This is a genomic window from Planctobacterium sp. R6 (genome assembly GCF_055755215.1).
This window is the reverse complement of the sequence record NZ_JBVTQY010000001.1, coordinates 260,306-284,211: the sequence shown is the minus strand read 5'-3', so window position 1 is coordinate 284,211 and position 23,906 is coordinate 260,306. Positions and strand designations below refer to the sequence as shown.

General features: G+C 41.6%; 20 protein-coding genes. All 20 read right to left on the bottom strand.

The window, feature by feature from the left end; all coding sequences use genetic code 11:
* Positions 1-2 precede the first annotated feature (2 nt).
* Complete coding sequence (locus AC0J20_RS01275; protein WP_473020305.1) at positions 3-1,193, bottom strand: UDP-N-acetylglucosamine 4,6-dehydratase; 1,191 nt, start codon at positions 1,191-1,193, stop codon at positions 3-5.
* 20 nt (positions 1,194-1,213) lie between these two features.
* Positions 1,214-2,494: a UDP-N-acetyl-D-mannosamine dehydrogenase gene (wecC, locus tag AC0J20_RS01270; protein WP_473020304.1), complete on the bottom strand. Its 1,281-nt coding sequence runs from the start codon at positions 2,492-2,494 to the stop codon at positions 1,214-1,216.
* 46 nt (positions 2,495-2,540) lie between these two features.
* Positions 2,541-3,665: a non-hydrolyzing UDP-N-acetylglucosamine 2-epimerase gene (gene wecB, locus AC0J20_RS01265; protein ID WP_473020303.1), complete on the bottom strand. Its 1,125-nt coding sequence runs from the start codon at positions 3,663-3,665 to the stop codon at positions 2,541-2,543.
* Positions 3,666-3,688: 23 nt separating this feature from the next.
* Positions 3,689-5,377 (bottom strand): Wzz/FepE/Etk N-terminal domain-containing protein, encoded by a 1,689-nt coding sequence (locus AC0J20_RS01260; RefSeq protein WP_473020302.1) that lies wholly within the window; start codon positions 5,375-5,377, stop codon positions 3,689-3,691.
* A gap of 177 nt (positions 5,378-5,554) precedes the next feature.
* Positions 5,555-6,700 carry a glycosyltransferase gene (locus tag AC0J20_RS01255; RefSeq protein ID WP_473020301.1) on the bottom strand — a complete coding sequence of 382 codons (1,146 nt, stop codon included), beginning with the start codon at positions 6,698-6,700 and terminating at the stop codon, positions 5,555-5,557.
* Positions 6,700-8,307, bottom strand: coding sequence for a tetratricopeptide repeat protein (locus AC0J20_RS01250; RefSeq protein WP_473020300.1), 1,608 nt, complete (start codon positions 8,305-8,307; stop codon positions 6,700-6,702). Before AC0J20_RS01250 ends, AC0J20_RS01255 begins: the two co-directional genes overlap by 1 nt.
* Positions 8,308-8,442: 135 nt before the next feature.
* A complete protein-coding gene (locus AC0J20_RS01245; RefSeq protein ID WP_229529388.1) occupies positions 8,443-9,843 on the bottom strand; it encodes a hypothetical protein in 1,401 nt (466 codons plus the stop codon).
* Between the two features lie 220 nt (positions 9,844-10,063).
* Positions 10,064-12,121, bottom strand: a complete 2,058-nt coding sequence (locus AC0J20_RS01240) for a secretin N-terminal domain-containing protein (RefSeq protein ID WP_229529389.1) — start codon at positions 12,119-12,121, stop codon at positions 10,064-10,066.
* Positions 12,122-12,135: 14 nt separating this feature from the next.
* Positions 12,136-12,666 (bottom strand): hypothetical protein, encoded by a 531-nt coding sequence (locus tag AC0J20_RS01235; protein ID WP_229529390.1) that lies wholly within the window; start codon positions 12,664-12,666, stop codon positions 12,136-12,138.
* On the bottom strand, positions 12,659-13,204 hold the full coding sequence (locus tag AC0J20_RS01230; RefSeq protein ID WP_229529391.1) for a hypothetical protein: 546 nt from the start codon (positions 13,202-13,204) through the stop codon (positions 12,659-12,661). The genes AC0J20_RS01235 and AC0J20_RS01230 overlap by 8 nt, the downstream gene beginning before the upstream one ends.
* Positions 13,197-14,318 carry a hypothetical protein gene (locus tag AC0J20_RS01225; RefSeq protein WP_473020299.1) on the bottom strand — a complete coding sequence of 374 codons (1,122 nt, stop codon included), beginning with the start codon at positions 14,316-14,318 and terminating at the stop codon, positions 13,197-13,199. The genes AC0J20_RS01230 and AC0J20_RS01225 overlap by 8 nt, the downstream gene beginning before the upstream one ends.
* A gap of 2 nt (positions 14,319-14,320) precedes the next feature.
* Positions 14,321-15,118, bottom strand: a complete 798-nt coding sequence (locus tag AC0J20_RS01220; RefSeq protein ID WP_473020298.1) for a hypothetical protein — start codon at positions 15,116-15,118, stop codon at positions 14,321-14,323.
* Positions 15,111-15,800 (bottom strand): type II secretion system protein, encoded by a 690-nt coding sequence (locus tag AC0J20_RS01215; RefSeq protein WP_229529394.1) that lies wholly within the window; start codon positions 15,798-15,800, stop codon positions 15,111-15,113. Before AC0J20_RS01215 ends, AC0J20_RS01220 begins: the two co-directional genes overlap by 8 nt.
* Entirely contained in the window at positions 15,797-16,219 is a 423-nt protein-coding gene (locus AC0J20_RS01210; RefSeq protein WP_473020297.1) for a type IV pilus modification PilV family protein, read from the bottom strand. Before AC0J20_RS01210 ends, AC0J20_RS01215 begins: the two co-directional genes overlap by 4 nt.
* Entirely contained in the window at positions 16,216-16,596 is a 381-nt protein-coding gene (locus AC0J20_RS01205; protein WP_473020296.1) for a type II secretion system protein, read from the bottom strand. Before AC0J20_RS01205 ends, AC0J20_RS01210 begins: the two co-directional genes overlap by 4 nt.
* A gap of 15 nt (positions 16,597-16,611) precedes the next feature.
* Positions 16,612-17,817 (bottom strand): type II secretion system F family protein, encoded by a 1,206-nt coding sequence (locus AC0J20_RS01200; protein ID WP_473020295.1) that lies wholly within the window; start codon positions 17,815-17,817, stop codon positions 16,612-16,614.
* Complete coding sequence (locus tag AC0J20_RS01195; protein ID WP_473020294.1) at positions 17,817-19,466, bottom strand: GspE/PulE family protein; 1,650 nt, start codon at positions 19,464-19,466, stop codon at positions 17,817-17,819. The genes AC0J20_RS01200 and AC0J20_RS01195 overlap by 1 nt, the downstream gene beginning before the upstream one ends.
* Positions 19,463-19,861: a type II secretion system major pseudopilin GspG gene (gene gspG, locus AC0J20_RS01190; RefSeq protein WP_229529399.1), complete on the bottom strand. Its 399-nt coding sequence runs from the start codon at positions 19,859-19,861 to the stop codon at positions 19,463-19,465. The genes AC0J20_RS01195 and gspG overlap by 4 nt, the downstream gene beginning before the upstream one ends.
* 67 nt (positions 19,862-19,928) lie before the next feature.
* Positions 19,929-21,005 (bottom strand): UDP-N-acetylglucosamine--undecaprenyl-phosphate N-acetylglucosaminephosphotransferase, encoded by a 1,077-nt coding sequence (gene wecA / locus AC0J20_RS01185; protein WP_473020293.1) that lies wholly within the window; start codon positions 21,003-21,005, stop codon positions 19,929-19,931.
* Between the two features lie 8 nt (positions 21,006-21,013).
* Entirely contained in the window at positions 21,014-23,767 is a 2,754-nt protein-coding gene (locus tag AC0J20_RS01180; RefSeq protein ID WP_473020292.1) for an SLBB domain-containing protein, read from the bottom strand.
* Between the last annotated feature and the right edge of the window lie 139 nt (positions 23,768-23,906).

The window sequence follows — 23,906 nt, the reverse complement described above, 5'->3', positions numbered from 1 at the left end:
GATTACATTTTACTATCCAGGTATTTGCCTGTTTCTTTATGACCAAACTCAGGAATCATTTTCACGAACAAATCAACAATATCTTGCTTATCCCATGCTTTGTTCTCACGTAGCCTTGATATTGTCTGCTCAAATTCCACCAGCAAATCCCTTGAGTAACCTGGATTGTTCTTAATAATACCGATATTGTTAAACCTATTCATATCCAGAGTTTCACTACTAGTAAAAAATTCCTCGAAATCTTTTTCTCCCGTAGTATCGCTCTCTGTAAATAGGCAGGGCCAAATTGCTTTACCTTTGCAATCATAAATGGCGCGTCGAGCCTCTTCTTCAGACTCGCACAAAAGGGGTTTATAACCTCTTTGTTCGAGATATTGAATCGCGACTTGTGAAAAAGAAATAAGGTGTAAAGCTTCACTTAATTTTGGAAAATAAATATCTCTACTTTCACCAAATAAGCAAGACATTAAACAAAGCTCTCCGGATTCTTGAGGGGTAACGAAATATCGCCGAACATCGTTTGGAGCAACTATAGGCTGCTGTTTCAATAATCGTTGATTAAATCCGTGTAACAGGGACCCATCAGAAAATGCCACGTTCGCAAACCTGGCTGTAGAAATAGAAATGGACTCACTCCTTCGCATTAAAAACAGTTCCATGATCCGCTTTGATGCACCCATCATATTAACTGGGTTAGCAGCCTTATCAGTTGACACGCAGAAGTACTTCTTAACATTATGAAAAATCGCTTGCTGTAAGGTCTTATCAGTATTAAAAATGTTCACGTCAATCATGCGCATCAGCGTATAAGGATCTTTTTCACTTCTGACATGTTTTAGCGCTGACAAGTTTAATACGTAGTCATATTTTCCATCTGATTTGATGAATGCATCATATTCCAATGAACCAATATCTAATGCAAAAGTTCGAAACTCTCCACTAATGTATCCAAAAGAACTTCTAAGGTCTCTCACCAGTTCAACTAAGTTATTCTCACTAATATCAACAACATGCAATTTTCCCGGGTTTCTTTTGAAAATTTCTTTTGTTACTGCCTGTCCAATTGAACCCGCTCCCCCCAGGACCAAAAATGAAGAACCTGACACAATTGAAGAAATTTCTTCTTCGTGTTGCGTGATATCGCTTTCAAATAATGGCGTGTCTCTTCCTAATAGGCTTAAAGTTGATAACATTGTTTTTTTCCGGAATTAGTTTACTTACGCTTCAATATACCTTTGGTGTCGATAATCAATTTATCCGCCTCAATAGATATGTTCTTAAACTCATCGTGATCAACCAAGACCAAAATGATATCTGCTTCTGAAACAGCTTCAGCCAACGGTGTGAGTAACATTTTATCTCTAATATAATCAGGTAAAACTGATATATTTGGTTCGACAGCAAAAACTTTTCCTCGATGAAAGTCGCTGATCTGCGCAGCAATATTTAATGCTGGGCTTTCCCTCAAATCATCGATATTCGCCTTAAACGATAAGCCCAAACATGCAATATTAACATCTTTGGCTCTTTTGCCTGGCTCCGCCTCTAAGCAATCTGCAATGGCAATTTTTAGCTTTTCAATTACCCATCCAGGCTTGCTGTCATTAACATTTCTGGCTAAATGTATAAGCTTTGCCAATTCAGGTGTTTTAGAAACAATAAACCAAGGGTCAACAGCAATACAGTGGCCCCCAACACCGGGGCCCGGTTGCAAGATATTAATTCGGGGGTGCCGATTTGCCAGGGATATCAACTCCCACACGTCAATCGCTAATTCATCACAAATCATCGACAATTCATTGGCAAATGCAATTTGAACATCACGGCAAGAGTTTTCTGTTAATTTTGCCATTTCCGCAGTCCTTGCAGTTGTAGCTATACATTCTCCTTCTACAAATAATTTGTAGAGGGATATCGCTCTTTCAGAACATTCGGGAGTCAATCCTCCAATAATTCTATCGTTTTCTACCAGTTCTCTTACAACATGCCCCGGTAACACCCTTTCAGGACAATATGCGACATTGACATCTACTGTATCGTTACCCTTGGCACCAGGAAACCTAAGATCTGGCCTCAACTCAGAAAGCCATTGGGCTAACTGTTCCGTTGTTCCCACAGGTGAAGTGGATTCTAATATGACCAGATCCCCAGTTTTCAAAACTAGTGAAAGCGACTTTGCACACGATTTAATATAACTTAAGTCAGGCTCAGGAGTAGCATGACTACCACTTTTAAAGGGGGTTGGAACAGCAATCAAAAATGCATCCGCGACTTCTGGAATGTTAGTTGCTTTCAAATAGCCTTCCGTTACTGCTGAGCTAACTAGTTGTTTAAGTTCAGGCTCAACTATATGAATATCCCCCCGATTTATTGTGTCTATCGCGATCTGATTAACATCTACACCGATGACTTGAATGTTTTTTGATGCAAACATAGCCGCCGTGGGGAGACCAATATAACCGAGTCCAATCACTGAAATCGTTCTAAATGACATTTTAAACCCTTAGTTTTTTCTCTTGTTCAGTACTTTAAGTTACTGATTACGACGCCTCAATTAGAGCTTTGGCTATTCTTTGACAAGCATTGCCATCACCGTAAGGATTATGGGCAAAACTCATCTCGTTGTAACAGGCTTTGTCCAGAAGCAATCTTGATGCTTCTTCAACAATTAACTCTTCATTGGTGCCAACCAATTTTACAGTACCAGCTTCAACAGCTTCAGGTCGCTCAGTTGTATCTCTCATCACTAAAACCGGTTTTCCAATACCCGGAGCTTCTTCTTGTATACCACCAGAATCGGTTAAAATTATGTAGGAGCGATTCATTAAATACACAAAGGGTAAATAAGATTGTGGCTCTATTAAAAATACATTTTTACACGAAGACAAATGAGAGTTTACGGTTTTTCTCACGTTGGGGTTTAAATGTACCGGATAGCAAATCTGTAGGTCATCATGCATTTCAGCGAGAGTTTTCAAGGCTTTACAGATTCTCTCAAATCCTCCACCAAAGCTCTCTCTTCTATGCCCTGTTACCAACAAAAGTTTCTTTGACTCATCCAGAAACTTGAACTGAGAAGCCAGAGAATTTCTTAACTCACCATCCCTTTCTAGTTTTCTTCTAACCCAAAACAATGCATCAATTACCGTATTCCCAGTTATAAAAATATTCTCTGGAGAATAATTCTCTTTTAATAGGTTTTCTCTGGCAGATTCTGTAGGTGCAAAATGGTACCTGGTCAGCACTCCTGTTAACTTTCTGTTAGCCTCCTCTGGCCAGGGAGAATAGATGTTTCCGGTTCGCAACCCTGCTTCAACATGGCCAATTTTAGTCTGTTCATAATACGCGGCTAAACTAACCACAAACGTAGTTGCGGTATCACCATGTACTAATATAATTTCAGGCTTGAACTCCTGAATGATCGGCGTAACCCCAAGTAATATGCGACTCGTAAGATCAGGAAGGGTTTGCCCCTTTTGCATAATATCAAGATCATAGTCAGGCGTTATCTCAAATAGTTCTAACACCTGATCTAACATTTCTCTATGTTGCGCAGTAACACACACCTTGACATCAAACCGGATATCTTCTTTTAATTCTTTAACCAGAGGGGCCATTTTTATTGCTTCTGGTCTGGTACCAAAGACTAGTAAGATTTTTTTCATAATTTTTGGTCTAAAATGCGTTGCTAAGATCCGCGTCTCTTTAAAGCGTTAGAATATACGACCCACATTATGGACGTGAAAAAGAATAGTAGCGCACCAACAGCTAAAATCATTAGTCTGTTCGGCTTGATGACCCTGTTAGTCGGTATTGCATGTTTGATTATAGTAATAGGCCAAACATCATCTAAATTTCCACCTTTAGACTCCAGGCTTTTGATGCTAACCATCAGTTCAGAGTAATCTTCAATGTAGAGGTCAAAATCAGTGACCGCTTTTAAAGCGACGAGTTCTTTATCATCTTTAAGCTGTGATATTTGTGACCTCAAATCACTGATTTTATCTGAATAGAATTCGTCATTAATACTATTTTTAAGTACTTTAAGGCGTTCATCGTTTTTTATCTTAGACATTTGTTTGTTAAGTGCATTGAGTTCTGGCAATAGATTTTCATCGTTGTTGATGCTTTTAAGGTGCTCCAACTCTTTATTTTCTTCCAATATGTCAATCTTGACTTTCAAATCGTGCAACTCCTGCAACTCGTCCAAATATATCTCGTTGCTACTACGCTCTTTAAGGTTTTTAATTTTCACCTTTAAGTATTTCTCCCCCATCAGATACAGCGGTAATTCACCAGTATCAAAAAGGTTAATTGTAGTGTCAGAGCTTCTGCTAGCATTGAATTCGCTTATGGAAGTAGGTAATTCTATGGAAAGCTCTGTTGCTATCACTAAAGCCTCTTCGGCTAAGAGTATTTGAGCGCTTCTTAGCTCCGACGCTTTATTCACCAACAAATCGTATTCTTGTCGTGCTACATCCAGCTCAAGCTTTACTTCCTGCTCTTTTCTTGCGATAGCTACTGTTCTGTCGTCTTTTGCTTTTTGTATTAGTAAATCAAATTCTTGGTGCAACTCATTCAACTTTATTGTGTTTTCTTCATTAATTTTTGCTATTTTATTCAATCTATCTTGTTTGATCTTTAAGATCTCTAACTCGACTTGCTGCTCAAGTAATTCGATTTTACTTTTGTTATTTTCTTCCTTTATTTTTATTTTCCGTTCATAATTCATTTTAACGCTTTCACGTTTTACTTCTAATTCCCTATATAACTCACTGATCTTTGATTTTCTAATAGCTTCTGATTGTTTTTTTAGAGATTCAATAACCCTATCACTGGTAAAATCAAGAAAGTCGTTAAGCAATTCAACAACAACTTTTTCATTTGAATGTGTCATTGAAATAATGCCTTTGATTGGTGGTTTCACATATTGATCGTCGGAAGAAACAGTATCAATTAAGCTAACATCAATTCGTTGTAAAGTTCTGTCAAGTAACACTGAAGTTTCCAGTTTGCTGTCAGGATACAGCGATTCAAACATGTTCTTAGTCTCAAGATATTCCCTCAAATTTATGGCAGAACCGAGTTCTGTATAGAACTCAGCAAACATTTCACTTTTTGACAATGGGATATTGGAATTTGCGTTATACAATTCAACATTAACTTTATTGGGAAAAGTGAACACCGCGTCCACTTTGTACTCTTTGGTAATTGATAGTGCTATCAAAAGAGCAAAAACACAGCCTAATACTGTGCCTATTAGGATTTTTAACCAGCCTTTCTTAATATCTTCGATGATTTGAATGACGTCGATTTCGTCGTTGTCAATCAGGTTGGATTCTGAGATTTGATTACCGCTTTTGTATTTTCTGTCCATGTTAAAAGTATTCTTGAGGCCTGTCTGGATTATAGCGGAGGGATTGTATCTAATATCTAAGGTGCTTCCAAGTAATAGAAAATAATCGCGGCAATTTTACTCAACACTAACTTTTTTCCACGTATTGTACTAAGCGTAACAATATATGTATTACCCGCTACCTAAACTATACTCATTTCAATGATCATAGATACTGATAATGTCTTTTGTTACGACACGAATATTAAAATTTTTACGTAACTTTTGAAAGGCGTTCTCCCCCATACTCTGTAACATACCTCGATGTTTATCTACCTCCTGAATTGTATTGGCCAAATCGATGGGATTATTAGATTGGACAACTAAACCGGTCTTCCCATTGTCAACTACCCATGACATCCCCGACCCAATCACATCACTAACGATAGCAGGTACCTTAAATTTGGCTGCCTCTAGTAACACTACTCCAAATGCTTCGGTTCTTTCCAATGAGGGCAATAACAAGATATCACTGTTTGATAAAAGTGTTTCTTTTTCGACAACGGAAACTTCGCCGTACCAATGAACAGAATCTTCCAGTGATAACTTTTTAAGTTGGCTATTTAGAGATTCTTTTAATTCACCGGCCCCAACTATATGTAATTCGAATTTTCCGCCTTTATCAGAAAGAACTTTTAACGCTTCGAAAACAACCTGATGCCCTTTGTAATAACTTAAGCGGCTTATCATTACTAACTTAAGCTTTTCAGTGAAATTAAAAGTTTGCTTAATGGGAATATCACTATTGTTTAACTGAATACCCAATGGGATAACATGACACTTTTCTCTAAATAACAGCAATGGTTCACTTGTATCCAGGTAGGGTGGTGACGTTACCACAACAGTATCCACAGTATTTAGCATAGCTTTTTCAAAAACACGGTAAACTGGATAGAGCATCCTTACCCAGAAATTAGGCTCTGCTCCCAAAACATCAGAGTGCCAATGAACTATCAGCTTCGAGTTCTTTAGAGACAATTTATTGACTAGCAATAACCAGAATGCCGATAAATTTGGCATGTGAATATGTAAAATATCAGGTTTTACATTTTTTATCGCTTTGATCAATCTGATTGGGTAAATAGGCGAAACCGGTGCAAATATGAATTGCCCATAACTCTTTGCTTCTATTACCTTACAACCCTTCCATGTGTACTCGCCTGATTTAGATTGCAAACTGTCCGCATGTACCAGAGCAGAGACTTCCAGTCCCTGATTAACTTGCTCTTCCATAAGTTGCGACATGAAGGTCTCAATGCCCCCATACCTGGGGGGAAAGTACTTTCCGATGTGCAGAACTTTCATTAATCTACCTGCAATTGTTGTTCACATTGCTTTTTCAGTAAATTGGCATTGATGTTTTCAGGGTGGTAGCGCAACGCACGATTAATCATTCCCATCGCGTCACGACATTGCCCCTGAGCAACATCTAGTTTAGCCATAACAGCGAGTAGATCTGCTTTATCCTGATTGCGACTGGCAAGCTCCAACGCCTTAATGCCATAATATTTAGCTTCGCCTTCTTTGCCCTGGGAATTTAATAAATCGATGTAGGCAACAACAGTTCCAGTCTGAATTCGACCTAGCTTTTCAGCCACCTGGAAGGTGATTTTAAACCACTTGGTGGCATTGACTCTGTCTCCTTTTTTTAGAAATTTAACAGCAAGGCCGCTGTACATCCGGGTATTTTCACCTTCCTGACGTAGTTCATGTCGGTAAAACTCAATTGGATCACCCCACAAGGTGACTCTGTCATGAGTAACGTAGGTAAAAAATAACACAACACCACAAGTAGCCAGCAAAACAAGCGCTTTGAACCGGCTGAACAGTATCGACCACAAATAGGCCACCAGTAAGGTCAGTGCCACATTTGGCAGGTAAGCGCGATGTTCAAAAGAAAGGTCTCTGATGGGGATTAAGCTTGATTCCACTAAATGCAACACAAAATACAATAGAATTGAGAAAGCGATAACCGGATGTTTTGCGCGCAACTTATACGCAATGCTAAGCGCGGCTATGGTGAGACCAAACCCTAGCCAAACCAACGAAGATGACCAGGTTAAATTTTCCCAACCGTATTCAAGGCGCAATGGAAATGGATAGAAAAATTTACTGATATACATCCAGATAGCAAAAAATTGATGGGTCAGGTATTCCCATCGGGTATAAAAGTCTGTTTCCCGGGATGCGCTATCAAGTAAACTGACATACTTCCCACCGTTAACAAAATCCACCAAATGCAACAAGAATAAACCCACCAAACCGGCTAATAACAATCCAGTGATCCGTCGTGGATCAAGTTCTTTAAGCAATAGTATTTCGATCAGTAGTATGGCAATTGGAAACGTGGCAATGTTTTGTTTTGTATGCAAACCTAAAACAAACAATACAACGGTGGTCAAAAGCCATAACACCTTGTTAGAGTCTGAAATTCTGAACTTGATATAACAGCCTAACCCCAGAATATAAAATAGCGCGGTCAACATCGCTAGTCGCTGTATTACATACACTACAGATTGCGAATTCAAAGGTAAGATGGCAAAAATTATCGCTGCGACCAAGGATAAATAAACGGTTTGTTTTTCAGATAATTTCAATGCTGCACAAATTGTTCTTGTAAAAAAAAGCACGGCACAAACCACAAGTAAATGGATAACGATGTTACTTAAATGGTAACCAGGCACCTCAGTACCGTAGAGTTGATAATCCAGGGCCAGAGTCAGGTAACCCACTTCACGCATTGAGTACCATTTACTGATCTCATTGAAGTCAAGGGACTGAATAACCGGGTTATTTGCAATTGAATCATAATCGTCGAGGTAAAATGGCACGCTCAACGAGGGAAAGTAAGCCAGTCCAACAAGTATGACTATTAGCGCAAAAAACAAATAATAAGCTCTGTTCGTTTTCATATTTTTATAGCCGGGAGTTATTAACAAAAAACAGTATGCGAAGGTGTGATGGTATCGGATTCATCAGATGTTGAAATTTCAAACTACAAAAAAGCGGGCCATAGGCCCGCTTTTAAACTAAATAGTAAATAACTATTAGTCGATCAGGACACGGTCACCACGAGAGTTGTAACCGGCAGTTACGTCAATCGCTGCTGAATCCGCGTTGATAGTCAGAGTCAGAGCCAGACGGTCACCGCTATTACCCAGACCACAAGACTCAAGCGCTGTAAGCACTGCACCACCAATACTGGTTACTGCATTGCCAGCTGCTGAAACGCTTAGCTCGCCACAGTTAGCAGTTTCACCGCTATCTGAAATTGCAGACAATTCGATACCTGCATCAACAGATGAAGTGTTAGCAACATAGATGAACTGAGTCAGACCAGAACCGTAAGGCATGAACTCGATAAATGCAGAAGTACCGCCCAGTGTCCACGCACCGATTGAGCTGGAACCCAGGTTCAATGTACCTGGAGTTGCAGGCTCAGCGCCAGCACCGTCTACGTCAAAAGAATAAGAAACAGTAGTTTCTGCATTGTAAATGCTCTCAGTAAGAGCAACGTCACCAGGTACGTCGAACTGCCATGTGGAGATACCGTTATCAGCATCACCAGACAGAGTCAGTGTCAACTCGTCCATGTCATCATTCAATGACTCAGTAGCAGTAGCAGAACCAGCAGCAACTGTGTTGTCTACAGTAGCAGTATCGAAGTCACCGTCTGAATCCAGAGTCCAGTCGAAGCTACCAGAAGTAGTCACAACTGAAGTTACCGCTGTAGCAGTAGTAGTCATCAGGTGAGTACCAGTAGTTACAGTAATGTCGAACTCGTCTAACGTGGCATCGCCATCGCTGTTAGCGGAGAAAGAGTAACGAGAATTAGTTACGTCAATTACACCGTTCAGGTCGGTATCACCTGTTGCACCCAGTGTCCACTGGCTGGCAACAGATGCGATAGTAGTAGCAGCACCAGTATCAAAGTTTGCATTACCACGCTGAGCTGAAGAAGCAACTGAGATTGAACCAGCAGCTGTATCAGTAACGTCTAAAGTAATACCAGTCAGGTAGTAAGCAGTGCTACCTGCCAATACGTTATCCGCATCAACACTGATAGTAACAGACGTGCTAGTAACATCAATAACACTGGTCAGACCTGCACCAACACGTGTAGCACCAGCAGCATTTTCAAGACCAACTGTAGAAACTGTAGTTGCAGTTGTGTCAATAGTTGCACCAGAGAAGGTGAAAACCAATACGTCGTTATCGTTGTAAGCTACAGATGGAGTCCATCCAACGCGCAATTCGTTGCTGTCAGCAGAGTTAGGTGTATTACCTACTACGATTTCACCTGCATTAGCCACAAGGCCTTGAGAAGAAATCACCTGTTGGATACCAGCAGCAGCGCCGTTATCAACAGAAGTAATAGTTGCAGCGTTTGCACCGAAAGTTCCAGCAACAGCAGCAGCAATTAGTGTTTTTCTAAGAATAGAATTCATTTATCAATTCTCCAATTTCATGAAATTGGGAGCATTAGCATTTTATAAGTGTGCTTGCTCCGGTTCCAGTTCCTTAATTTTACCTAGGGTTTAAGGATCGCGACTGAAGGCATCATGCCAAGTCGCTTCCTCTGACAATTCTTATGTATGAGTAAGGCTATGTCAACAACAAAATGCAATAAATCAGTGTTTTACAGCACAATTATTTAACAACTTTCGTTCATTGCACAAATTGTACATTCTGTACCTGGTTTTGAAAATCAGAAAGCAATTTTTGCCACTCTTCATTTGACTCCAGCACTTTCGGTGTGACCAACATTACCAGCTCAGTTTTCGTAGAAGTCTTACTTTTGCCTTTGAATGCCTCGCCCACCAAAGGCAGCTCAGATAAAAACGGTACCTTAGTGTCACTGTCAGATGCATTTTCACTGATCAGCCCTCCGAGAATGACAGTCTGACCGCTGGTTACCACAGCTTCTGTAGACAGCGTCCTCTGAAAAATAGATGGCGTACTACTATCGGCGGTGGCTGCCACGGTATTACTGATATTTAGATTAATGTTCATTATCACTACTCCTTGTGCGTTCACCGTGGGCGTAACAGAGACATCGACACCGGTATCTCTATACTGAACATTTGTAGAAGTCACACCATCATCCACTACAGTCCCCGCCTGAACAGGAATTTGAGTCCCCACATTAATAGCAGCCGAGACCCCGTCTCTGACCAACAATGACGGATTCGATATCACATTAACAAAGCTATTTTCTCTAAAAAATGACGCTGTTACCTGACTGGTACTGTCTCCCAGCCAGGTAAAATTGGTACTACCAATTGCCTGAGTAAAAGAACCAAATGTACCAGAGCCTGATACTTCAGAGTTGTTTCTCAACGCCCACTCTACACCGTAACGAAACTCATCAGACAAGGTAACTTCAGCAATCATTACTTCCAGAATGATTTGTTTGGGCAATATATCCAGCTTGTTCAGTAAGGGTAGTAAGTTATTGTATGTGCTACCTGTGGTGCTAAAAATGAGCGAATTACTGCGTTCGTCCACCACAAAGGATACATTAGAACTACTAAAGGTTGTTTTTTGAGCTTCGCCTTGCTGTGTCTCAGCTTCCAATTGCTGAGCATTAGCGCCACTATTCGTCCTGTTTTTTCGCAACGAAGGTCCACCCAATGTGAGTAATTGGCCGACACTTTCACCGATATCCGCAGCCCGGGCATATCTGGGTGTATAAACAAAATACTGAACATTCTCGCCTTTAGAAGGTTGGTCCAGAATATTACTCCAGTACCGTACCCGGTTTAACAACGCTTCATCAGGTGAAAAAACGGCGATCGCTGCCACTTGCGGTAAAGGCACCAACAATACATTTTTGTATTGCTCATAGCCCACTCCCAATACGATACCTTCACTGCGCAAAACATCGGCAATTTGCAACAAATAGTTTTCTGTTGAGATGTATTTCAGCGAAAGTAAACCGATGTGCTTTCCTCTATTGGCGGGGACATCTAAAAGATTGATAAGCTCTATCGCCCTGACAACATTCAGTCGATCTGACAACACAAATAAGGAACTTTGCTCCACATCCGCAGTAATTTCGGCATCAATCATTTTGCCCAGGGTTCTTTCAACTGCCAATTTGATGCCGTATTTCAACGGAATAATTTGCAGAATTTGACCATTAGTTTGTGGAATAGATTCCAATGTATTGCCGATGCCAATCGCCGCTTTCGCTCTGCTTAGTGCAGCTTTTTGAAAGAAAAATGTATTGCTTTCGAAATCAATACTAATCTGATTTCGGGATAGCAGTTCAGCCACCATATCGTACACCTGTGCTTTCGTAACAGTTTCTGAAACATTCAGAGTCAATGTCTGTTTGTCATTTTTCACATCAGGGCCGATTACATAATTAGCTTTTAGAATTTCACCGAAAATATAATGAATAAAACTGGCTACCGGCATGCTATCCGCAGCAAAAGTTACCGTTGCCTCGTTTTTTTCAAAGTAATCAATGGCTTTGCGGGTAACAACATTTTGCTTTTCAGAGCCGATGCTTTGCAGTCGCTTAAACCCCTGAGTGCGCTCTTCACGCTCGGCTTCAACGGCACCGTCAACGTCTTTTAGTTTGCCATTTTCATCGTATAAATAAGATTTTCCAATCCGGGTAGGTTCGAACTTTTCACTGGACTGCTGTGTAGTTGAACAGGCAGTCAAAACCATAATTATGATAGTTGAGCAAATGCTGTGTTGTAGTATTTTATCCATTGCGATGAGTTACCTTAAGAATCTTGTTTAAATAATTCGAGGTGGATTTGTGAAGTACCACTGGTCAATTCAATTTTGTTTTCAAAAATTGCGGTTAATTCAAAATCGCCAATCTGATTGTTCAGTTCTAATTTGCGAAACTCACTGGCCCTGGTTTCGTAGTTGATTAGCTGCACCACGGCAAAGATATCTCGCTCTTTGAATATCCCGGCCAGTGAAATTTGGTGCTGATCATCAAAGTTGCTGAAATTAGGCAGTAACGTTTTATCAATAACTTTTTCTTTCGCGACTTGCGTTTCTTCTTCAATGCTGTCCTGGTTTATTTTCTTTCTGTCTGGTAACAGCGTGTCGAACAAAGCGATGAGGGTTTCATTATTAACCTTTTTCTGTTCCGCGATCGATATCTCAGGTACCTGATAATCCTGAAGGTTTGAGTTAGACGAAATATTGTTTCCCCCTAAACTCCCGACAACCGAAAACAATAATGGAATTAACCAAAAGCAGGCCAAAACTTTTAATGTTGTACTGAGGGCTATTTTATTCATCATTCACCAAATAATATATCCGTACCGTAAAATGACCTGATGCATTACCCAGCAGTTTCCGACTCAAAATTTGTCTTTGCACAGATAACTGGAAGTCACTGGTGACAACACCAAATCCGAGATTTTTGATATCGCTATGTAACAACATTACCCTTTCCAGATCATCATCAAATACAACTTTCAACAGCGAACTTGAAGGAACACCTGTGGTAGATCCCGACCACTCCAGACTCTCAATCTTCGCGTCCACGGCTTTAGCCTTTTCCTCCAGACGTTGTTGAAAGTCAAACTGAGCCTGTTCTGCACTTTGCGCTACTTCAAACTGCGCTTTTGCATCACTCAAACGACTATCAATTTCAGCTTCCTGCTCCTGCATTTTGTTAACTTCACGGATCACGGATTTGCCTTTGCTCAATCGCTCCGACAGTTGTTCAATTTCAGACACCTGAGACTCGGTATATTCATCCAGTGGCATAAACACAAATTTGATGATCACTAAGCAAGCGACCAAAAGCAGCATAAGTTGTTGTCTATTCATTATTCGTCCCCTGTGCAGAAGCAGCATTTACTGCTGCATTTGCCTGAAACGTAATATTCACATTGAATCTTTGCTGACCACGAAAGTTTTGAACTGCATTGGCGAAGGATGCGGACTTAATATAGGGCAGTCGTTTTACATAACTCAAACTGTCTGTGGCCACTTTAGATTGCAATCGGACCCACATTCCCTCGTTAGTGGTGCGGATTTTTATTATAGATATATCCTTTTGCATCACTTCTCCCAGAAAACGCCACATCTGCATATCAATATTTTGCCCGGCATCCTGATTAGCGAATTCTGCAAATACTTTTCTTTTTTCCAGAATGGATTGCCGGGTTTTAATTACGCTGGCAATGTTTTGATCTGCAATGTCTTTTTCCAGTTGATTAATGTTAAAGGCATAAAATCCAATCAGACTGAAATAGTAAAGTAAGGCCCCACCAAAAGCCCCCAGTAAAATGGACGGCCAGTTAAACATTTTGGCGATTTTCTGCCTAAATTGCTGCGCTTTAACAATCGCTAAGCCGTGTGACTTTGATATTTTGAATAGCTGTTCATATAGACTGTGCGCATAATCCGTTTCCTGAATTTCAGTACTGGCGATAACGGGGGCACCGATGGACATCAAAAAGTACTCAGCAGATTTAAACGCCCCCAATCTGGCTGCGGTGTAATTACCATTAATATCGTTAAACGAAAATACACTGCTACCACACCGTTGAATCTGGAATAAACGATCTTTATCAAATTGAGCCAACAATAATGATTCAGGTAACCAGGCGAACAGTTTGTGGCTAAAACGCTCAAAAAGGTGAGATTGAGGCGTCCAGATTTTTACTACTGAATCATGCTCTCGTATCTCAGGCTCTGTCAACATAGCTACTGACGCGACTTCCTGGCGAATGATTTCTCGCAAGTCACTTTTATCCGTTACCGGGTACTTCTTAATGACTTCGGTTAAATTCTCCCGCGCAATAAGCAGCACCGGAAAAGGGGCTTTGAGAAATACGTCATCATCAACTGGTTTAAATTCTTTATCGATTATCCGATAAAGTTGCTGCCCCCGGATAAAAAACAGGTTGTTGCGTAAATAAGAATGCACCAACTTCATCGTTATTCCGCCACTATTTCCGCCATAAACGGCTGTATGTCAAAATTCATCATTAACCTTGTTTTTCTCACTATTTCCAAATCGTCATGTTTAGCCGTTATTGTTAGCACAAGAAAGTTGCCTGGCAAGAAGCTTACATCATACTCGCTATCCCTGCCGGTTATCTCCTGCCAGCTTTGATGATTTGCGTTTCCGGCTTGTTTTAGCGCAATAATTTGCTGTGCCTGTTCCGCACCAAATAACCTTTCCAGCAATCCATTCGGTGAATTGTAAAGGTTAAATTGTAATGTCGGTAGTTGTGTCATTTCGGCGGACTTAATAGCTTTATTTCCTGAGTCCACCATGCGCAACTCCTTCAGAGACGGTACGATACCACCACGCATTTCAGGAGTTAGCACGGTTAAATTGCCACCTCCCTGATACTCTGTAATTAACTTGGCACTGCTTTCGCCCAGTAATTTATCCAGATACTGGCCACCGTACATAGAACTCACTAAACCGTCCTCATCCTGTACCGTGAATGTCAGGTTGCCCTGTTTAACCGGCGTACTGTCAAAGCGATAATCGGCTTCCTTTACTCCACTGGTATTATCTTTAACTGATACCATTAAATCATACTTCAATTGCTCTTTGAGGCTATGCGCCTGTAATACCAACTGTGCCTTTTGCTTCAATGCTATAGCGGTCTTGATCTGACTCCGGGAATCCTTACTTAATTCAATGGTCAAAATTAATAACATTGCGGTGATTAACAAAACCTGAACTAAAGCAACGCCCCGCTGCTGTCTGATGTTATTCATTGCCCTGCCCGTAATTTTGAATGTATTCAGGGATAAACTGTAAAACGGGAACTTCTAACAGGGAGTTGCGATTGTCAATCGCAATGGTGATCCGGATGATGTTAGGGGTGACCATTGAGTCTCTGCCGCTGTAGGCACCATACCAGGCCTGGCTGAATCGGTCCGGGGACTCCAGAGCTGTAAAATATTCATCCACATGTCGCCAGCCAAAGTATTCGAATTGCAACTCATCGAACCTAAAATCAAATCTTTTTTCGTAGGTATATTGATGGTCCGCCTCGTAATTAAAAAACGGGGATTCAACGATAGGTTTTTCGCGATACACCAGGGTTCTGGATTCGCCGTCGGCAACCACGCTCAATTCAAAAATAGCGGCATTCCCGGGTTGGCTTATGGCGTGTTCAGTGACACTGCGAATGAGTGTACTTGCCCCTTCAAAATAATGCCCCCAGACATTTTCTTCAAACTTCACCATGTGCGGTCTGATATTTTTAATAATTGAATGGATTTGCACTATGTTTTTCGCGGTTTGTAATTTCTCATCAAACTGCCCCATTTCTTTGTGCCAATATACAGAGTACTGGCGATAAGCCATGGTTCCGATGAACAATACCATGATAAGGATGGTCATGGTGATCAGTAGCTCAACCAGAGAAAAACCTGTCGATTTTGAGGACTTCATATTGCAGTCCAGGTGGTTGTATTAAAGGAAAAATCGTCACTGCGAAATTTACTATCAACAGACAGGCTCACTTGCCACAATACCGCATTACCCACGACGTCACCTGAACCACCGCTACTCATGCCTACCGCTGTGTAAGAGTTGACCGCCGCAGACTTCAATGTTTTAGCCTGCCAACGGTAAGTGACTCCCAGAAAATAACCATTTCCTGAAGTATCACCATTTTTTATCTGCAACCCGATGTGTTCAGCCAATAGCGGTGCAAAACTGGTAGATAAGGTATAGTCTTCTGCAGTCTTTTTACTTTTGACGGCACCGTAAAAAATGCCTGAACAGGCACTGATCACCATAAACAAAATAAAAGAGGCAACCAGTACCTCTATCAGCGAAAAGCCGGCTGTCTTTTTATTGGAGTTCACAGCGACTGCAGACCTAAGGTAATACGTCGGCCATTGAGCACATAAGACAGCTGACTTCCGGAAAAAAAACCAGCAGGATTTATGTGTAATTCTCCGTCCTGAAAGATCAGATACTCAAACTGCAAAATATGAACGCTTTTATTTTCGCTTAGTAATCTCAAGGAATTGGCGGTTGATTTTACTGTTAGTTGTTTTTCGTGAATAAAAGCCTGATGACTGCTTTGCCTTAAAAATGACTTTAGTCTTATTTGTTCAGCTTTGGCTTTGAATTTAGTGATGGAATCAATGGTCAGCCCACCAACAAGGCTTATTGCCATCGCAGAGATCGTTATCACGATTAACAACTCTATTAGCGTAAAACCGGAAGACCTCTGCATCGCTGACAAGCCTGACTAAAGTGAAATATCATTAACAGAAACAACACTGAGTAACATAGTGATAACTACACTACCTACAATCCCACCCATTACCAGTATTAACAGGGGTTCGAGGATATTTGTCACTCTATTGGTCCAATTTTCAAACTCAGTTTTGGAGCGCACCGCAATTTCATCAAAAATCCGTTCTAATTCGCCGCTTTCTTCACCCACTTCAAGCAGCGAAACATAAAAGTCGGGGTACAGTGGAGTCATGCCAAGACTGGTTGAAATAGCACCACCTTTTTTGATTTTTTCATTGGCGATCTCCAGGCTTTTACGGATGATGGCATTTTTGATATTTCTGGTTGCTGAAGCAATGGCAACATCGACTTTGACACCGGCTGTTAACATCAATGACATGGCTGAATTGAACCTGATACATTCTGTCTGTTTGATAAGATTTGATAAAACAGGTAGTGCAAATGCTCGCTTTGCAATCAGGCTTTTCAACGCCGGATCATTGCGTTTGTGATACAGATAAGCGCCGACAATGGCCGCTAAAGCCACCAACCACAACTGATATTTCAGCATCCAGTTACTGGTATTGATCAAAAGTGCGGTGTATACCGGTATGTCATCGCCTTCAGCAAATATAGACGCCAATTGCGGCACAATATAATTGAATACAAACACCAGACAGGCAATACAGACAAACAGGATCACGGCAGGATAAGTCAGCGCCTGAGTAACCTTGGCTTTGAGTTCTTTTTTAAACTTAAGATCGTTGGCCAATCCTTCAAAGACCTGCGGCAACTTACCGGATTTTTCCCCTATCGCAATCAGATTCAGATACAGAGAGTCAAAGACTTTGTCTTTGGTATCAAATGACTCAGCTACACCTTTACCCATTTTCAGGTTCTTAAGTATTTCATTAACCAGATTTGCCAAACCACCGGATTTACGGTTTTTAGCAACAATCTTAAGACCCTTATCAATTTTCACCCCGCTATTGAGCAGGATTGATAACTCAGAGGTAATAAATTCCAAATCATTTAAGGTGACCGAATCTTTACGCCAGGGAAACTTAATGACGCCTGAGTCAGCGATTGGCTTGACATAAGTCACCAGCATACCTCGTTGCTGTAACTTACTTCGCGCTTCAGCGATATTTTCCGCCTCTAACTCAGACTCTTCAACATGACCATCCTTATCATAAACCTTATAACTGAAAAACGGCATCAGGAGCATACCCTTAATACTTCGTCAATCGTTGTCAGTCCCTGTGAGGCTTTCAGTAAGCCGTCCTCTAAAAGCGTTCGATTGCCGGAGGCCTTGTTGTGCGCCCTGGCTTCCGGAATAAAATAACTGTCTTTGTCCATCGCGCGAATAGCGTCGTCACAAGGTAAATACTCCATGATTGACATTCGGCCTTTGTAGCCATTGTTATCACAATGTTCACAACCGACAGCTTTCACAAATTTCGGAGAAGCGATGTTTGCCTTTGCCAATAGCTCCGCTATATTTAAGCGTTCATGCAATTCAGTTTCATCATCTACCACAGCACAATGAGGACAAACCTTTCTTACCAGACGTTGCGCCATCACAGAAATAATCGCAGCATTGAGCAAAAATTCCTCCACACCCAAATCCACTAAGCGGGTATATGCGCTGGGCGCATCATTGGTGTGTACCGTAGAAAATACCAGGTGACCGGTAAGCGCTGATTGCATAGCAATGCGCGCAGTTTCCTGGTCCCGAATTTCCCCCAACATAATAATGTCAGGGTCCTGACGTACAATACTGCGTAAACCCGCAGCGAAATCAAAACCTATTTCAGAATTCACCTGTACCTGATTGATACCTTCTAACTGATATTCCACAGGATCTTCCAAAGTGATAATTTTAACATTGTCACTATTCAGTTCATTGAGAAAGGTATAGAGGCTGGTAGTTTTACCACTACCTGTTGGGCCAGTTAATAAAATAACACCGGCTGTTGATTTCAGATCCTGAGTTATCTTTTGACGAATATCAGAGGAAATACCCAATACATCCATATCATAGGTGACTGAGTCTTTGCGCAAGAAACGTAAAACCACACTTTCGCCTTTGTTCAGCGGCAATGCAGAAACGCGAATATCCAGTTCAATGTTGGCAATTTTGGTTTCAATTTTACCGTCCTGAGGACGCCTTTTTTCCGCGATATCCATATTTGAAAGGATCTTAATACGCGAAATAACCGGTAAACTGAGGGTTGAGGGTAGTACCCCATCATCATTTAACACACCGTCAACGCGATAGCGTATGCGGTAGCGCCCAGCCACAGGTTCCAGATGTAAATCGGAAGCTTTTAGTTTAAGTCCTTTAGCAATCAGACTGTTTAACAGGTTTACTGTCGGCGCTTCAGACGCCAACTCTCTGAGGCGATCTTCTTCCAGTTCGTTCAGCGTATGGCTTTTTTCAGCGGTTTCCTGATTGAAGTGCTCAGCGATTAAGCCATTTATCAGATCTTTAGATGCGATCGAAAACTGAGGCTCATAATCATTTTGCAGTAAGTATTGGTTAACTTCCCAGTCAAACGGATCCGCACATATAAAATGAGCTTTTTCCGGTAAAGGGATCCAGCTGTGTTTAACCAGATACTGAACATCAAGCGCTGCGGCCCACTCAGGAAGCCCGTAGTCTTCGCTCAACGCATCAATATCTGTAAGTAACTGGACTGATAAAAGACTTGAAAATAAATTGGGAAGCGCGTCTTCTGACAAACTTCCCATGTTAACCAACAGTTGTTCCAGCCTACCACCAAATCGCTGTTGGTAATTTTTGGCTTTTTCCAGATCTACCGTTGAAACCTGAAACTCCTCAACCAGTAATTTTTCCAGATTCATCCGCTTACTACGATATCCTGATTTTCACCGTCGCCACCTTCGCGGCCATCTTTACCGAATGATTTAATGGCATATGGACTGCCTTCTCCACCTGGTACCTGCAATTGATACTCATTTCCCCAGGGATCCAATGGGATCTCTTTGCGGATGTATGGACCATCCCAACCGGGTTTACTGCTATTGCGCAATTCTTCAAGATTTGACGGATAATCACCAACATCCAGGTAAAAAGTATCCAGCGATGTCTCGAACATTTGCATCTGTGCTTTAGCGGTACTTTGCTTGGAGCTTCCAATTTTTGAGAACATCTCGGGAGCAACCAAAGAGCCCAACAAACCAATAATGACTATAACAATCAATAACTCAACAAGCGTAAAACCAGAATTAACTTTCATAAACTTCCTCTTAAGACTGACACACATCTTAAAGTGCAACTATTAACTAAGGCTGAATAAAAAAGGCTTAATTAAATGAAGGCCTTTTTAACAAAAATTTGCGGATGAATTTACTGACTCTCCAGGCATGTTTTAGTGCAAAAAAGTACACCACAAACAACATCATGAACGTGGTAAACATGAAGCTTTCCGGCCACTGATAGTATTCACCACATAAGCCAAATGCCGCCAGTATAAGAGAGATCAAGGTGATGAACACCAGGGCAGAACGGGCTGATAATCCTAAACGCATCACAATGTGATGAACGTGTTCTTTGTCAGGTTTAAACGGGGAGCGTCTTTTTAACAGGCGACGGATGGTAATCGCACACATATCTAGAAACGGCACAGCAATCAGCCACAATGCTGTTACGGGCCTGAAAGTAGTTTGCTCTCCTTGTGTACCGATAACCAAAAGCCAGACAATACTTAACCCGACAAACATGCTGCCAGCGTCTCCCATAAAAATTTTCTTTGCCCGTCCGCCAATAATGCCCAGATTAAAGAATAAAAAAGGCACAATAGAAGATGCCAGAATTAGCGGTAAAACAAATAAAGGTTCTCCGCCAAACATCATAAGCAAGGCAATACCGGCAAACGCCACCAGGCTAAGCATACCGGCTAAACCATCAATACCATCGGTCATATTAAAAGCATTAATGGCAGCAATAGTCGCAAGTATCGTTAAGGGGTAACCAAACCAACCCAGCTGAGTACTTAAACCAAATAAAATATCACCAAAGTTTGTCAGGTGAATCCCGGCACCATAAACCATCAGTGAAGCAATTAAAATCTGAGCAATAATTCTGACGCCAACGGAGAGATCTTTGTAGTCGTCCAGTGCTCCCAGTAATACGATAAGGCCAGCAGAAATCAAATAAATATTAATCAACTGACCTTGTGGCAATAGCACCGAGCTTGCCGTTAATACGCCTAAGTAAACGGCAATCCCTCCCACCAGGGGGACTTCACCGGAATGTATTTTCCGGTGATTAGGAATATCCACCAGTCCTACCTTCAGCGCAAAAGGTTTAACCAGTTTAATTGCTGCGTAACAGCCTAACGAAGCCAGCAGCAGTGCAAGAATTGTTGTAGTTGTTATCATGTTATCCCCTATAAGCTGCCAACTGCGGCAATAGTCACTGCAAATTGATACATAATCTGTGAAGCACTCGTCCATAAGGTCAGATTATCCACATGACTACTATCAAACGGCACAACTATGGTATCTCCCGGATTAACCGCAAAATCTTTTTTGCCGGAAGATTGATACCAAAAACCGTCTGAATCCGGAATAACGACTGAACCATTAGCCTTTATAATGTAAGTTCTTTCTTTGTCTGCAAAACCTTTAAAGCCACCACTTTGATTAATGTAAGCGGTATAAGAAGCGTCATCTTCGTACAGGTGGCTAGTGGGTACGTATACCTCGCCAATGACATTCACCGTATTATTCAGACCCGGCACCACTAAAACATCGTCATCTTCCAGGGCGATATCTCTTGCCTGACTTGCCATAACTTTTGGTAAATCAATAACTAATCTGCCAAGGGCCTTAACACTAGTTAAGTCTCTCAATAATTTTTGTATTTCGCTGTAACTAACCAGCGAGCCAGCGCCGCTGTCTTTACGCAGACTTTCAGAAGCAATTTCCTTGCGCAGGTCTTCGGTGAGACGTCGTAAATTTTCAGCCTCCTGCAAACGCAAAGATTTTCTGAGAAACACTGACGCATTAGGGTCTGCGTATTGAGTCAACCCTCCGGCGCGAGCCAGGACACTGGACAAGGTTTCTCCACGACTGATGGTATAAGTCCCTGGAAATGTAACCTCTCCTCTTAACTCGACACTGAGTTGCTCCTGCCATTCAGGATTTCTGAACACGTTAATACGATCCCGGCTTTGCAAATCAAACTGCACCTCCCCAGCCACTACTCTTTGCGGGCTGAACTGGATATTGTTAACCTGTAAGTCGCCACTTTCGGTTTGATTATATCGGGTGATTTCGGACTGCTGTGAGAACGCGGATTCTGAAAGACCACCGGCGGCTAAAAACACATCCGACAGATTGCCATTATCAGGTAAAGGATACAGTCCAGGGTATTGTACGGAACCCGAAATTTCCACCAATTTTAAGGGACGCTCAAATGAAGCATGGATACGCAATTTTTCGATAATAGGTGCTAATAGTCGGGTACGGGAATATGCGGTGGCATCGTGGAATTTACCCAGATTCTCCATTTCTAACTGCGTCAGCCTGATTAGTGGCTCAGTTGAGTTTGTTGGGTTCAGTGTATCCTCTTCGCTTTCCAATTCTTCCAGCTCGGCCGCCTGATAATTAAAACCGATTTGCTGCCAAAACAACCGTTCTTCGATACGTTCCTTCCAGGCTTGTTTTTCTTTGTCTTTTAAACCTGATTTAGTCAACGCCAAAGACTGAATATCTTCATCACCAAGACTGGTGGACTCAACCTGAGAAAAGAAAACAATGATGTCTTCTTTGCTAAGCGTAAAGTCATGATTGCTGTCACCGGCTAATAGTTTAGCTGGCTGGAATTGCATAATTTGCAGATTTTCACCGGTCTGATAATCCCTGAGTATCAGGGCATAATCTAAATCCACTTCGGCTAACAGATCTTTTTTGCGATTGCGGATAAGATTGCTCAGCTTAAGGTTTTCATACCATTGCACCGGTCCCGGACGCGCAACAGCGCCTACCAGGGTGACAGCACTATCGAGACTATCAGACACCCCTGACACATCAATAACATCGCCACTCTCGACACGAGTATTCATTTGCGATGAACTCACTGTCAACTGTGTAATAGCCCCATCAGAAACCCGCTGTACATTGACTTCCCCCTGATAGGCATCAGAGGCGAAACCTCCGGCAAGCTTAATGGCCTCAGCAAAGGTGGTATTGTTTTTTAATTCATAGATAGCGGGACGTCTTACATTGCCCTTGATGGTAACCGAAGATTCGATCGTTGGAATAAAGACCACATCACCGGGCTGTAACAGGGCATCATTTTTGGTATTGCCATTGGTTAAAAGCTCATACAGGTCCAGAGTAGAAATAGTTTTACCGGCTCGCTTCAACTGAATATTGCGCAATGAAGCAATATCATTGACACCACCACTCAAAAATAACGCCTGAGTCATGGTAGTCAGAGAACTCACCGTATAGGCACCGGGTTTATAGGCTTCACCAAGAACGAAGATACGCATACTGCGCAATTGCCCCATGCTCACATGGGACTCAACACCTAACAAATAGCGGGAAATTTCTGCTGAGATAAAGGTTTTCGCCTCGCTGAAAGTCAATCCGGCAACATTCAATGGGCTCATGGAAGGGATCACTATCAATCCTTCACGGTCAACCTGCAACGTATAATTCTTGTTCTCTTTTCCGTAGATTTGGATCTCGAGCGTATCACCAATTCCCAATAAATAATTTGCCGGAACCGGGGAATCTGTGGCAGGTGCAAAAGTAGACGGACTACCTGCGAATAATTCATACCCGTAAGGTTTTAGCTCCTGGCTTTCGATTTTCAAAAACCTGGCGATGGGATCTTCGTAACTGACCGGGTTTCCCAGCTCATCAAACTCAGTGCCTCTGGGATACACAGTCGTATCTGTGGTATCAATATTGGGTTGACTTGCTGCACCACTGCCGGATAGGTAGGACTGGATCATCGAATAATCCATACCTAATTGTTGAGCCAAAATCCGCTGTTGTTGCACCGGCAAGCGTTTAAATTGTTCAATTTGCTGTGCGGTTGGCGCTTGATTATATTGCGCATTGACAATGAATGCCGTCATACCTAACAGCAATGCAAATAGTGTCGTTAAAACTCTTTTTTCCAACATATGAGTTCGAATCCAATCCTGTGCTTAATTATTGGGCTGAAGACTTTTTTATAATTATGATTGTTTACGTGCAGGTTACATCACACAAAACAACGCGCATTTTAACTCAATTGTTTGAGAAAAATCTCTACAATTTGTA